The following is a 12728-nucleotide window of genomic DNA, read 5'->3' on the forward strand; positions in this document are numbered from 1 at the left end:
CTGCCCCGCCTGCCCCGCAGCCCGCCCCCCCGGGCCAAACCCCCCAAACGTGGGCCCCGGCGCCGGGGGGGGGGGGGGGGGGCCCCCCCGGGGCCCCCCCGCCCCCCCCGCCCCTCCGTGATGCACCGACAGCGCGGTGACCCTCACATTCCGTGTTTCCCGGCACGACCCGGCCGGCGCCCGATGGGAGCTCACTGATGGCAGAACCTCAGATCCCGCCGAATCCCGATCAGGTCGGCCTGCCGGTGGACGTGCCGGCGGCCGACCTCCTCAATGGATTCATCGGCACTCATGTGCTGTACGCATTGACCATGACCGGCGTGTTCGACACGCTTGAGGCCGAGGACCGGCCGATGCCCCTGCGACAACTCGCCGAGACCACGGGAGCGGACCGGGGTGTGCTGCGCTCCCTGCTGAGCGCGGCGCACCGGATCGGCCTCGTCGACCATCAACGGCAGCCGGACTTGGTCGGCATCACCGAACGCGGGCGCGAGGCATATCGCATCCGCGGGTACTTCACCACCGCCGTGGGAGGCTTCGGCGAGGTCTTCCGGCACCTCGACTCGATCGCCGCCGGAAACGACGTCTTCGGCGAGTCGATCCTCCAGGACGGCCATCTGACCGCGATGGGGTGCGCGCAGAACTGGGCTTTCCAGCAGCCCATCTTCGACGAGGCCGTCGGCGGCCTGGACTTCCGCAAGGTGGCGGATATCGGCTGCGGAGCCGCTGCCCGGCTGATCCACCTGGTCGGCTCGCGGCCCCATACGACCGGTATCGGCGTCGACCTGAGCACCGAGGCGTGCCAGCTCGCCCGCGAGAACGTCAAGCACGCGGGGCTGGACGACCGCATCACGATCATCCAGGGTGACCTCGCGGATGTGGTCGGCACACCGGAGAGCTTCCCCCAGGTGACCGACGCCGACCTGGTGACCTCGTACTTCATCCTGCACCACTTCGTCGGACGGCAGATCGGCAACCGGGCATTTCTGCAGGCGCTGCGCGCGGCGTTCCCGGCGGCCCGCCACACCGTGCTGGCCGACGGGTTCCGTGAGCCACGGCCGGACCCGGAGCGGCCCGCGCCCTTGTTCACCCTGGCCTACCAGCTCTTCCACGACTGCACGGGAATCGACCTCCGGACACACGACGATCAGCGCCGGATGTTCCTCGACGCCGGATACGAGATCAGCCGGGAGGTTCCCTTCGGCCATCCACTGGAGTGGCTGTTCGTCCTTCGCCCGGTTCCGGTGTCATGAAGGCGGACGGTACGGGTGAACACCCCCTCGCTCAGGGCCCTTCGGGGAAGTCCCCCCGCATCATCTACATCCATGGCAACCGGACCATGCACTGGGCCACGGCATGGACCCGCTGGCTGCGGGACGAACTACGCGTCCTCGGCTTCGACACCTCCTTCGGAACGTTTCCGGACTCGATCGCCGCCCGCAAGGAGTACTGGCTGGCCTATCTGCACGACCATCTCGAAGCGGGGCCCGACGACGTGTTGCTCGGCTGGTCCTCGGGGGCGGTGGCGGCCATCCGCTACGCCGAACAACACCGGATCAGGGGATCGGTGCTGCTGTGTCCGTACACCGGCCTGGACGACGCCCTCGAACGAGAGAGCGGCTATTTCGACACGTCATGGGACTGGGCCGCCGCCCGGCGGAATCAGGAGTCGGTCGCGGTGTTCCACAGCGATGACGACCCCTTCATCCCGCAGCGCCAGTTCCACTTGATCGCCGACCAACTGGACGCCACCACCTTCGAGATCAGGGGGGCGGGACACTTCCTGCAGCAGCCGGAATTCCCCGAACTGCTCGAATACCTCCGGTTGACCTATGGATGACCGGCCGGCGACGGTCCGCCCCCCATTCGTCAGGAGAGCAGGTGCCGCAGCCGGCGCAGATGGACGGCGGTCGGCCCGTCACCACGCGCGACGGCCGATGGGTCGCCCTGATTGATCAGCCTGCCGCCGTCCGCGCCCGCGCCCGGCCCCATGTCCAGGATCCAGTCCGCACAGGCTGCGAAGTGGAGGTCGTGCTCGGCGACCACGACCGTGTTGCCGTGCTCCAGCAGCAGCTCGAAGGTGTCCACCATGCGCTGCACATTCGCAGGGTGCAGCCCGGTGACGGGCTCGTCCAGGATCACCAGGCCCCGGCCGCGCCCCCTGGTGCCGCGCATGACCGCGGTGGCCAGCTTGAGCCGCTGCGCCTCGCCTCCCGAGAGCTCGGTGCCGCTCTGACCGAGGTTCAGATAGCCGAGGCCGACGCGTTGCATCGCCCGCAGGGTCTCGACCAGGGTGCGGGGCTGGTCGAAGACCTCCACGGCGTCGTCCACGGTGAGTGCCAGCACTTCGTCGATGGCCAGCCCCCGGTAGGTCACGTCCAGTACCCCGGGCAGGAACCGGCGCCCGTCGCACGCTTCGCAGGTCGCCCATACGTCCGGCAGGAAGTGCATCTCGACCAGGCGGCGGCCGTATCCACGGCACTGCTCGCACCGGCCGCCCGCCGAGTTGAAGGAGAACGCCGACCCCTTCAGCCCGCGGTCCCGGGCGGCGGCGGTGTCCGCGAAGAGCGCGCGGATGAGGTCGAACGCCTTGGTGTAGGTGGCCGGATTGGAGCGGGGGGTCCGGCCGATGGGGTCCTGGTCGACCACGGCCGTCCAGTCCACGTACTCCAGGCCGTCGACCTGTCCCACGGCCCCGCCGCCATCCCCGGCCGAGGCCTGGGCCACGCTCACGAGCCCCCCGTGGAGCAGGCTGCTCTTGCCGCTGCCGCTGACGCCGGTGATGCAGGACAGCCGGTTCAACGGGAACCGCACCTCGTCGACTTGGACATTGTGTACCGCCACATCAGTGAGGGTCAGCCACCGGCCGGTGTGCGGGTCCGTCGTCCGCCGGGCCCGGACCGCCCGCTTCGCCCGGGGATCGAGGTAGGCACCGGTGACGGACTCCGGCAGGTCCCTGAGCTCGGCCGGCGGTACCGAGGCGATCAGCCGGCCGCCCTCCCGCCCGGCGTGCGGACCGATGTCGATCACCCAGTCGGAGCAGGCGATGAGCTCCGGGTCGTGTTCCACCAGCAGGACCGTGTTCCCGCTGTCGCGCAGGCGCTCCAGAATGCCGAACAGCGATTCCTTGTCGGCCGGGTGGAGTCCGGAACTGGGTTCGTCGAGGACGAAGATGATACCGGTCAGCGCGGTGCTCAACTGTGCCGCGAGCCGGGCCCGTTGGAGTTCACCCCCGGACAACGACGGTGCGGGCCGGCTGAGCTGGACGTGCGCCAGCCCCAGCAGTCCCAGCAGGTCCAGCCGGGCGGAGATGTCCGGCAGCAAGGTGTCCGCGACCTGCCGCTGCTGCTCGGACAGTTCGTCCGCCAGCCGGCCCACCCAGGCCGAGAGCTGCCCGACCGGAAGGCCGACCACGTCCAGAAAGGTCAGCCCACCCAGTCGGACGTGGCGCGCGGCCGGACCGTATCCGCTGCCGCCACACTCCGGACACGGCACATGCCGCATGAACTTCACATAGCGATGCTTGGCGCTGTCCGTCGCCGCGGCCGCGAACAGCCGCTCGACCTCGGCCAAGGCGCCCCGCAAAGGCCCGTTGTTGTTGTAGGTCCACTCCGCATCGGAGTTCTTGTTGGGGATCCTGATGCTCACCTGGATCGGCTCGTCGCCCGTACCGTGCAACAACGCGGTACGGAACCTCTCGGGCAGCTCCCGCCATGGCACGTCGAGGTCGACGCCGTAGTGGTCCGCCAGCGCGGGAACAGCGGCCTGCTCCGGCGAAATCAGCTTCGCGAACCAGGGCGAGGCCCCTGACATCAGGGGCAGTTCGGGTGCGGGCACGATGAGATCAGGGTCCGCGTGCAGAGTTCCACCGGAACCATGACAAGCCGGGCAGCCCCCTTCCGGGCTGTACCGGTCGAAGGTGGCCCCGGAGAACATTTCGCCGGCCTCCTGCCACCCGGGCGCGAACCGGGGCAGCCTCGAGTAGACGAGACCCAGATAGGCGTCGATCCCCGTCAACGTCGCCAATGTGGACCTTACGTTCCGGTTCAACTTGCGCTGGTCGACCGCGAGCGTCGCGGTCAGCCCCGTGATCCTGTCCACCCGCGGCCGGTCCCTCGGCGTGACGTACTGCCGGACGAAGGGCGACAAGCCCTCCAGGTAGCGCAACTGCGCCTCCGCGTGGACGGTGTCCATCACCAGCGAGGTCTTGCCGCTGCCGCTCACTCCGGTGCAGGCCACAATCCTGCCGCGGGGGATGCGCACACTGATATCGCGGAGATTATGCGTCCGCGCTCCGACAACCCCGATCCATTCAGAAATATCGGTTGCAAAACCGCCGTTCACCATATGGGCCTCCCAGGCTGGGTTCAGTGCGCGCAGCATAGCGAGACGCCCCGGGCGTCCCGAAACGGGATACTTGGCAGCTCAGTCGGAATTCTGTCGGAATTCTTTCGGAGATGGGTCGGAAGTCTCCGGCGGACAGACGCCGGACGTTACACTCCTCCCGACCGGAGAATCCTGTCGATTCATCTTCACCAGCCAGGGGGTCCGCGTGGCCGAAGCAAGTGAGGAACAGCTGGAGAATGCAAGCAGAATGCGGCGGATGCTCTTCGGTCAACTCGCGTCCAGGGCCCTTTGCCTGGTGGCCGGGCTCGGCATCCCGGATCTCCTCGCGAATGGTCCGCGGCCCACTGCGGAGCTCGCCGCCGAGACCGGCACCGACCTTCCGTCGCTGCGCAGGCTGCTGCGCGGACTGGCGATGCACGACGTGCTCCGGGAGATGCCCGGGGATGCGTACGGACTGACCCCTCTCGGACGCACCCTGTGCCGTGACGCACCCGCCTCGGCACACCCCTCGGCCCAGTTGCTCTCCGGTGTTGTCGGCGCGGCCTGGGCCGGTCTCGAACAGACCGTCCGGACCGGTAAGCCGGTCTTCGACGACATCTTCGGCATGGATTTCTTCACCTATCTGGAAAGTAATTCAGGGGTTCGCGAGACATTCAGCGCCTCGCAAGCCGAGGGACTCGCACTGGAGATGGGCGAGATTTCCTCGCAGGTGGATTTCTCCGAATACCGGAACATCGTGGACATCGGTGGCGGTGAGGGCACTCTGCTCTCCCATGTACTCCATCGGAATCCCCATGCCCATGGGGTTCTCTTCGAACTCCCCGGCACTGCCGAACTGGCCAGAAAATTCATTGCGGAGCAGCAGCTGACCCACCGCTGCACGACGGAGTCCGGCGACTTCTTCCGGAATGTGCCCGGCGGCGGAGATGCCTATCTCCTGTCCCATATATTGCACGACTGGAACGACCGGGATGCGGCGCGGCTGCTCCGCGTCTGCGCCGACACCATGCCGGAGCACGCGACCCTGCTCATCATCGACCTCGTCACCGCCGAACAAGGCGGCACGGACCCGGGCTACCGGTATGCGGGTCTGCTCGACCTCTACATGCTGTCGTTGTTCGGCGGTGACGGCGGCCGGGAGCGCAGCGCGTCCGAGTTCACCGCGCTCCTCGGGTCCGTCGGGTTCGACGAGGTCACCGTGCGGCGGCTGCCCAGCGGAATCGCCTGTGTCCAGGCGTACCACGGCAGATCACGGGGCTAGTCCGGACCCGGTAGGGCGGGGGGCCGGCGGCCTCGGGAAACCCGTCAGTCCCTGCCCAGCCGCTGCTTGACCTGGCGCGCCAGGGGCTCGAGATCCGCCCACGGGAAGTCGTCCGGCACCGCCAGCCCCCGGTCACGGAGATAGCGGTCGCTCGCCCGGTCGGCGTCCTCCGGCCCGTGCTTCTGCGACATGACCCGTTCAGGACGCACCAACCAGCAGCCGTCCTCGTCCACCAGTTCACCGCGCACGGCGAGCGTGTGCTGGACGTCGAGGTTGTCATCGTGTGTGTGCCAGAGCAGCCACGCCGGCCCCGAGGCCGCCGGCACACCTTCCGGCATGGTGATGCGGAAGACGTTCTCCCGGCGATCCTGCCGCGCATAGGTGCGCACGCTGAACGGATAACCGTCGATGTCGGTGAAGGTCAGGACGGTACGGGCGAACAGGTGCAGGCTCTGGTCGATCTCATCCCACAGGTTCATGCCACACGCTCCAGGGTCTGTTCACCGCTCGGGTCCCGGTGGTAGACCCAGACCCGTTCCGGGGTGACGGTGATGCGAACGCGCCAGAGGAATCCGGGCGGAACTGCCTGCTGGGCGGCCGGATTCAGCGCGAGGGCGTCGATGGCGTTGGGCTTGCGCCGGAAGAACTCCTCCCAGAAGTCTTCAAGTCCGGCCACCCCGAGCACCTCGTCCGGCACCCGTCCCCGGCCCTGTACCAGCACGGCGGGCGGTGAGTGCAGCCCGCTGCCGGCGAATTCGGAAAAGAGCAATGAAACCCGGTCGTCGCGCTGGATGTTGTACAGCTTCCTGGGCAGGCCGATGCCCGTTACCAGGTCGAACTCCCCACGGCCCGGCTTCCACAAGGCCATGAGGGGAAAGGTGACCGGACCGCTTTTCGCCACGGTGGTCACCTCACAGGTCAACCCCCTTTCGAATACCTGTCGCACCTGCTCGGGCAGGTCGTCAATCATGCACTCTCCTTCCTCCGGTTCCCGGCTGGTCAGTATGTTCCATTCGCCTGCCGCCGGGGAGGATTCGGTCAGCTTTCTTTCAGCCAAGCGCAGTTGAGGTGTTCCGGTGTGCGTGGTGGGCGATGCGGAGGAAGCCGGTGCGCGGTGCCCCCGCACCGGATCAGGGCCCGTGCCGACCATCGGACACCCCCTAGCCCCCGGGTGACCTGGCTGGCAGGATCCGCCCATGGCTCCCCGGCTCCCGCAGATCGGCAGGCGCCGCGCCGTACAAGCGGGTGCGGCGGCAGCCGTGGTGCTCACCCTGCTGATGTGGTTCCTGACCATGCAGCCCGAGGGGCCGGCGCCGAGCGGGCGTATCTCGATCGCCACCGGTGTGCAGACGGGGGTGTACGCGAGGTACGGCGACCTCCTGAAGGAGGACCTCGCACAGGATCTGCCGGCCCTGGACGTACGGCTCAGGCCCAGCCGGGGCTCTCTCGACAACCTGCGCCAACTCACCTCCGGTGCCGCGGACTTCACCCTGGCCACCGCCGATGCGGTGGCCGACTACCGCAATCAGGGGCAGCCGGGCGGACAGCGGCTGCGCGCCTGCGCACGGCTGTACGACGACTACATACAGCTGGTGGTGCCCGAGGACGCGCGGATACGGTCGGTGCGCGACCTCAAGGGGCTGCGGGTGGGTGTGGGTGCCCAGGGGTCGGGGGTACAGCCCATCACCAAGCGGCTGTTGAAGGCCGCGGGACTGGACTTCGAGAAGGACATCAAGCCCGTACAAATGGGCATCGACACCATGCCGGGGCTGTTGCAGAAGGGCGAGATCGACGCCTTCTTCTGGTCCGGCGGGCTGCCCACCAACGCCATTCAGCTCCTCGGCCGCCGGATGCCGATCCGGCTCGTCCAACTCGGCGACCTGATCGGCCCCTTGCACGAGCTGGGCCGTGAGGCGCGCTTCTACCGGGCGGCCGTCATGCCGCAGGACGCCTATCCGGATCTGCCCGCCGTGGAGAGCGTGAAGACGATCGCGGTCGCCAACCTGCTGGTCACCATGGACGACACGGATCCCGAACTCACCGAGAGCGTGACCCGGTCGGTGATCGACAGCCGGGACCGGATCGGTGCCGAGGTGCATGCCGCACAGCTGGTGGACCTTCGCACGGCGGTCTTCACCGATCCGCTGCCACTGCATGCGGGAGCACGGCGCTACTATGTGTCGGTCAAGCCATAGGCAGTTCACGCGGCACCCCGATGGTCACCCGCAGACCCTGCGGCTCATTCGACCCGAAGGAAAGCGTCGCACCTCCCGCCGCGAGCAGGGCGCGGGAGATGGACAGGCCCAGCCCGGAGCCGGTGACGTTCTGGTGCCGGCCGCTGCGCCAGAAGCGGTCGCCGATACGGGTGAGTTCGTCCTCGGTGAGGCCGGGCCCGCCGTCGGCGACCGTGACGACGACGCTGTCGCCGCCGACCGTGACGGTGACGTTCACCCTCGCACCCGCCGGCGTGAACTTGAGGGCGTTGTCCACGACCGCGTCCAGCGCGCTGGAGAGCGCGACCGGGTCGGCCCACCCCGTCGCGGCCGAGGGGCCGGCATAGCCGAGGGTGACCCGCTCCCGATCGGCGACCGGGGACCAGGCGCCCACCCGGTCCGTAACGATCTCGGCGATGTCGGTCAGCCGCAGGTCGGTGGCGGCATGCTCGGCCAGCGCCAGGTCCAGGAGGTCGTCCAGGACCTGGGCCAGCCTCTTGCCCTCGGCCCGCACCGAGGCGACCTCCGCGTGCCCCTCGGGGAGGTCCAGGGCCAGGAGATCGATCCGGAGCAGCAGAGCGGCGAGCGGGTTGCGCAATTGGTGCGAGGCGTCGGCGACGAAGGCGCGCTGCTGTTCCAGAACGTCCTCGACGTTGTCGGCCATCTCATTGAACGACCGGGCCAGGCGCCGGAGTTCCGGCGGTCCGCTGTCCGCTCCGACCCGGGAGTTCATCCGGCCGGTCGCCATGGAGTGGGTGGCCGCGTCGAGGATCCGTACCGGCCGCAGCACCCAGCCGGTGAGCCGGAAGGCCGCCGCGACGGCCAGCAGCATCGCCGCCATCTCGCCGGCCACGAGCAGCAGCCACTGGTGCAGGATCCGCGAGCGCAGACCGCCGGTGGGAGAGTCGGTGACGACGACCGCGATCACATCGCCGTCCCGGATGACGGGCGAGGCGACGGTGAGCCGGTCGCGCTGCCATGGCCAGACCTGCCCGGGATCATGGCTGCGGCGGCCGGCCAGGGCCTCCTGGAACGCCTCGGCGCGGAACGCCACTCCCCAGCCGGCGGGAGCCGCTGCCATGGCCTTGCCATCGCGGAGGAAGACCCCGGCCCGTATGCCGTACAGGCTCTGGTATCGGTCGAGTTCGTCCCGAAGGGTGAGGAACCGTTCGTCCGTCTCGGCGGCCGGGCCCGGCGACCCGGTGGCGACGTACTGGGCGAGTGAGGCGAAGCGGGCGGTGTCGTCGATCCGGTCGACGACCACCCGCTGCTGCTGTACGGCGGCCATGCCCGCGCCCAACGGGAAGCCGAGCGCGAGCAGCACACCGGCCAGGAGCACGATGAGCAGCGGCAGGAGTCGGGTGCGCACGGCCGGGCAGAACCTCTATCCCGCGGGGACGACGATTTTGTAGCCGACACCGCGCACCGTCTCGATCAGCGCGGGCATCCGCAGCTTGGAGCGCAGCGAGGCGATGTGCACCTCCAGGGTCCGTCCGGTCCCTTCCCAACTGGTGCGCCAGACCTCGCTGATGATCTGTTCGCGGCGGAAGACCACCCCGGGCCGCTGGGCGAGCAGTGCCAGCAGGTCGAACTCCTTGCGGGTGAGCGGAACGGTGCAGCCGTCCACGGAGACCCGGCGGTTGGGGAGTTCGATGGTCAGCGGGCCCAGCCGCAGGGCCGCCCGGGAGACCTCGCCCGGCGCACCCCGCCCGCCGGCAGCGGGCGGGGTGCGCCGGGCGACGGCATGGATGCGGGCGAGCAACTCGCCCGTGTCATAGGGCTTCACCACATAGTCGTCGGCGCCGAGGTTCAGGCCGTGGATCTTCGAGCGGGTGTCGGCACGGGCGGTCACCATGATGACGGGGGTGCCGGTGCGCTTGCGGATCTTGCCGCAGACCTCGAATCCGTCCTGATCGGGCAGGCCGAGGTCGAGAAGGACGACGCCGAACGGCGCGCCGTCGTCCGGCAGCAGCGCCTGCAGCGCCTCCTCGCCGCTACGGGCGTGGGTGACGGTGAAGCCGTGCCGGGCGAGCACAGCCGACAGCGCCGCTGCGACGTGATCGTCGTCCTCCACCAGCAGCAGTCTCATCGGCCCCTCCGCACGGCTGTGCTCCAACACCGCATCCACGCCGATGGATGCCCGGTGCGTCAAGGGGATTCCGGCTGCCGGGGGCTTCTGTTACTCAGCCGGTACCCCCTGCGCACCCCTCGCGCCCCCTTCACATAGAGTGTCCGTTTGCGGCCGGATCGTTATGCTCAATTTCAGCTCAGATGTAATGACGCTGGTTGGCGCGGCTCATTAGGGTCCCTCTCATTCCACTGGAGGACGGAGCGAGGAACGCCGATGAGCGAAGCACCGGTGACCAAGGAAGCGGCCCCCGCCCCGGACGCCCTGGTCGTCCTGGACAAGGTCAACAAGCACTTCGGCGCACTGCATGTCCTGCAGGACATCGATCTGACCATCGCGCGCGGCGAGGTCGTGGTCGTCATCGGGCCCTCGGGGTCCGGGAAGTCGACGCTGTGCCGGACGATCAACCGGCTGGAGACGACGGACTCCGGCTCCATCAGCATCGACGGCAGGCCGCTGCCCCAGGAGGGCAGGGAACTGGCGCGGCTGCGCGCGGACGTGGGCATGGTGTTCCAGTCCTTCAACCTCTTTGCGCACAAGACCGTCCTGGAGAATGTGACGCTTGGCCAGGTGAAGGTGCGCAAGAAGGACCGCAAGTCCGCCGAGACGACGGCCCGTTCACTGCTCGACCGGGTGGGCGTGGGCGCCCAGGCGGACAAGTACCCGGCGCAGTTGTCCGGCGGCCAGCAGCAGCGGGTGGCGATCGCCCGCGCGCTGGCGATGGACCCCAAGGTGATGCTCTTCGACGAGCCGACCTCGGCCCTGGACCCGGAGATGATCAACGAGGTGCTGGAGGTCATGCAGCAACTCGCCCGGGACGGCATGACGATGATCGTGGTCACCCACGAGATGGGCTTCGCCCGCTCCGCCGCCAACCGTGTGGTCTTCATGGCGGACGGCCGGATCATCGAGGAGGCGCGGCCGGACCAGTTCTTCAGCAACCCGCGCAGCGACCGGGCGAAGGACTTCCTGTCGAAGATCCTGCACCACTGAACCCCACGGGCCCCGGCACCCGACCCTCCCCCACCGCTCGCCGCACTCACCGCCTTGCAACGCAGGCAGACATAAAGGATGTTCACCATGAAGCTCCGCAAGACCGCCGCGGTGGCCACCGTGGTACTGGCGCTGACCGCGTCCGCGACCGCCTGTGGCAAGTCGGGCAGCCCGGACGACAACAAGGACAAGGCAAGCGACGGCAAGTCGGCACCGCCGCCGCCCAAGTACACGGTGAACACCTCGGCCGACATCAAGGATTCGCCCGTCTTCCAGCGGATCAAGGGCAAGACCATCACCATCGGCACCAAGGCCGACCAGCCCTACCTGGGCAACGAGGACCCCACCACCAAGAAGCGCTCCGGCTTCGACGTGGAGATCGCCCGCATGATCGCGGCCGATCTCGGCTTCGACGAGGACCACATCACGTTCAAGACCGTGCAGTCCGAGGCCCGCGAGACCCAGATCGCCAACGGCGGCGTCGATCTGTACGTCGGCACCTACACCATCAACGACGAGCGCAAGAAGCAGATCGCCTTCGGCGGCCCGTACTACGTCGCGGGCCAGGACCTGCTGGTCAAGAAGGACAACACCAGCATCAACGGCCCGGAAGACGTCAAGGGCAAGAAGGTCTGCTCGGCGACCGGCTCCACCCCGCTCAAGCGGATCAAGGAATCCAAGTACGGCGCCTCCGAGGTCAAGGGACTGTCGACCTATCAGATGTGCGTCCAGCAGCTGCTCAACGGCTCGGTGGACGCGGTCACCACGGATGACGCGATCCTCATGGGCTATGCCGCCCAGAACAAGGGCAAGTTGAAGGTCATCAACAAGCCGTTCTCCAAGGAGCCGTACGGCATCGGTCTGAACAAGAACGACAAGGCACTGCGCGAGGCGGTCAACAAGGCCCTCGAGGCCCATGAGAAGAACGGCGACTGGAAGAAGGCGTTCGACGCGACCCTGGGCCTGTCGGGCTCCCCCGCCCAGAACCCGCCCGCCATCGACCGTTACTGACGGGTCCCGCGCCCGGACTCCGGCCGCCCGCGATGAAGCGGCCCCAGGAGTCCGGGTGTGCCGGCCGCGGAAGCCCGCCATGTGATCCCGGAGAAGTGATGTGAACGTTCTGTCGGACAACTTCGCGGACTTCCGCGAAGGCTTTATCAACACCGTCGAGCTGACGGCGTTCAGCGCGCTGCTCGCCCTGGTCCTGGGCACCCTGATCGCGGGGTTCCGGGTCTCTCCGGTGCCCGCGCTGCGCGTATTCGGCACCGCGTGGGTGACGCTGCTGCGCAACACCCCGCTGGTGCTGCTCTTCCTGGCCGTCACCCTGGGGCTGCCCCAGCTCGGGCTCACGGGCTGGGACGACTTCTGGCTCGCCGTGCTGGCCCTGGGGTGCTACACCTCGGCGTTCATCTGCGAGGCCGTCCGGTCCGGCATCAACACCGTGCCGGTGGGCCAGGCGGAGGCGGCCCGTTCCATCGGGATGACCTTCCCCCAGACCCTGGGCCAGATAGTGCTGCCGCAGGCCATCCGCACCGCGATCCCGCCCATCGGCAGCCTGATGATCGCCCTCGCCAAGAACACCGCGATCGCCTCCGGCTTCAATGTCTCCGAGCTCGGCTCCGTGCAGAAGACCCTCAACGCCGATGCGGGCTACAACATCTACGTGATCTTCCTCTGGATCGCGATCTGCTATCTCATCATCACTTTCGCGATCGGCGGCCTGTTCCGGCTGCTGGAGAACCGGTTGGCGGTGGCCCGATGAGCAAACGCAGTGAGCACATCATCG

Annotated in this window: 12 protein-coding genes; 7 read left to right on the forward strand and 5 right to left on the reverse strand. The window is 68.3% G+C overall.

Features of this window, described 5'->3' with window-relative positions; translation table 11 throughout:
• Window positions 1–197: 197 nt before the first annotated feature.
• Both ABCR83_RS26645 and ABCR83_RS26650 read left to right on the forward strand, forming a co-directional pair.
• Window positions 198–1253, forward strand: a complete 1056-nt coding sequence (locus tag ABCR83_RS26645; RefSeq protein ID WP_462697741.1) for an SAM-dependent methyltransferase — start codon at window positions 198–200, stop codon at window positions 1251–1253.
• Window positions 1250–1840, forward strand: a complete 591-nt coding sequence (locus ABCR83_RS26650) for an alpha/beta fold hydrolase (protein WP_462697742.1) — start codon at window positions 1250–1252, stop codon at window positions 1838–1840. Before ABCR83_RS26645 ends, ABCR83_RS26650 begins: the two co-directional genes overlap by 4 nt.
• 29 nt (window positions 1841–1869) lie before the next feature.
• On the opposite strand, the gene ABCR83_RS26655 is transcribed toward ABCR83_RS26650, so the two are convergent.
• Entirely contained in the window at window positions 1870–4263 is a 2394-nt protein-coding gene (locus ABCR83_RS26655; RefSeq protein WP_462697743.1) for an AAA family ATPase, read from the reverse strand.
• Window positions 4264–4552: 289 nt separating this feature from the next.
• On the opposite strand from ABCR83_RS26655, the gene ABCR83_RS26660 reads away from it, so the two are divergent.
• Entirely contained in the window at window positions 4553–5608 is a 1056-nt protein-coding gene (locus tag ABCR83_RS26660; protein ID WP_462697744.1) for a methyltransferase, read from the forward strand.
• A gap of 44 nt (window positions 5609–5652) precedes the next feature.
• Here ABCR83_RS26660 and ABCR83_RS26665 read toward each other — a convergent pair whose 3' ends face one another.
• Complete coding sequence (locus ABCR83_RS26665; RefSeq protein ID WP_462697745.1) at window positions 5653–6087, reverse strand: hypothetical protein; 435 nt, start codon at window positions 6085–6087, stop codon at window positions 5653–5655.
• Window positions 6084–6758: a pyridoxamine 5'-phosphate oxidase family protein gene (locus ABCR83_RS26670; RefSeq protein WP_462697746.1), complete on the reverse strand. Its 675-nt coding sequence runs from the start codon at window positions 6756–6758 to the stop codon at window positions 6084–6086. Before ABCR83_RS26670 ends, ABCR83_RS26665 begins: the two co-directional genes overlap by 4 nt.
• A 46-nt stretch (window positions 6759–6804) precedes the next feature.
• On the opposite strand from ABCR83_RS26670, the gene ABCR83_RS26675 reads away from it, so the two are divergent.
• On the forward strand, window positions 6805–7803 hold the full coding sequence (locus tag ABCR83_RS26675) for a TAXI family TRAP transporter solute-binding subunit (protein WP_462697747.1): 999 nt from the start codon (window positions 6805–6807) through the stop codon (window positions 7801–7803).
• On the opposite strand, the gene ABCR83_RS26680 is transcribed toward ABCR83_RS26675, so the two are convergent.
• Both ABCR83_RS26680 and ABCR83_RS26685 read right to left on the reverse strand, forming a co-directional pair.
• On the reverse strand, window positions 7793–9190 hold the full coding sequence (locus ABCR83_RS26680; RefSeq protein ID WP_462697748.1) for a sensor histidine kinase: 1398 nt from the start codon (window positions 9188–9190) through the stop codon (window positions 7793–7795). The genes ABCR83_RS26675 and ABCR83_RS26680 overlap by 11 nt on opposite strands.
• A 15-nt stretch (window positions 9191–9205) precedes the next feature.
• Window positions 9206–9910, reverse strand: a complete 705-nt coding sequence (locus ABCR83_RS26685; RefSeq protein ID WP_462697749.1) for a response regulator transcription factor — start codon at window positions 9908–9910, stop codon at window positions 9206–9208.
• A 255-nt stretch (window positions 9911–10165) separates the two neighbouring features.
• Here ABCR83_RS26685 and ABCR83_RS26690 point away from each other — a divergent pair, with 255 nt between their 5' ends.
• The 3 genes from ABCR83_RS26690 to ABCR83_RS26700 all read left to right on the forward strand — a co-directional run bounded on the left by ABCR83_RS26690 (window position 10166) and on the right by ABCR83_RS26700 (window position 12704).
• Window positions 10166–10942, forward strand: a complete 777-nt coding sequence (locus ABCR83_RS26690) for an amino acid ABC transporter ATP-binding protein (RefSeq protein WP_462697750.1) — start codon at window positions 10166–10168, stop codon at window positions 10940–10942.
• An 87-nt stretch (window positions 10943–11029) separates the two neighbouring features.
• Window positions 11030–11953: a glutamate ABC transporter substrate-binding protein gene (locus tag ABCR83_RS26695; protein WP_462697751.1), complete on the forward strand. Its 924-nt coding sequence runs from the start codon at window positions 11030–11032 to the stop codon at window positions 11951–11953.
• Window positions 11954–12053: 100 nt separating this feature from the next.
• Window positions 12054–12704, forward strand: coding sequence for an amino acid ABC transporter permease (locus ABCR83_RS26700; protein WP_462697752.1), 651 nt, complete (start codon window positions 12054–12056; stop codon window positions 12702–12704).
• Window positions 12705–12728: the final 24 nt, after the last annotated feature.

This window comes from Streptomyces xingningensis (assembly GCF_054957865.1).

Excerpts from the sequence above, each read along its gene's own strand:
- ABCR83_RS26675 (WP_462697747.1), top strand. The coding sequence starts at position 6,805 with ATGGCTCCCCGGCTCCCGCAGATCGGCAGGCGCCGCGCCGTACAAGCG.
- ABCR83_RS26685 (WP_462697749.1), bottom strand. The coding sequence starts at position 9,910 with ATGAGACTGCTGCTGGTGGAGGACGACGATCACGTCGCAGCGGCGCTG.
- ABCR83_RS26665 (WP_462697745.1), bottom strand. The coding sequence starts at position 6,087 with ATGAACCTGTGGGATGAGATCGACCAGAGCCTGCACCTGTTCGCCCGT.
- ABCR83_RS26690 (WP_462697750.1), top strand. The coding sequence starts at position 10,166 with ATGAGCGAAGCACCGGTGACCAAGGAAGCGGCCCCCGCCCCGGACGCC.
- ABCR83_RS26670 (WP_462697746.1), bottom strand. The coding sequence starts at position 6,758 with ATGGTCGGCACGGGCCCTGATCCGGTGCGGGGGCACCGCGCACCGGCT.
- ABCR83_RS26650 (WP_462697742.1), top strand. The coding sequence starts at position 1,250 with ATGAAGGCGGACGGTACGGGTGAACACCCCCTCGCTCAGGGCCCTTCG.
- ABCR83_RS26695 (WP_462697751.1), top strand. The coding sequence starts at position 11,030 with ATGAAGCTCCGCAAGACCGCCGCGGTGGCCACCGTGGTACTGGCGCTG.
- ABCR83_RS26645 (WP_462697741.1), top strand. The coding sequence starts at position 198 with ATGGCAGAACCTCAGATCCCGCCGAATCCCGATCAGGTCGGCCTGCCG.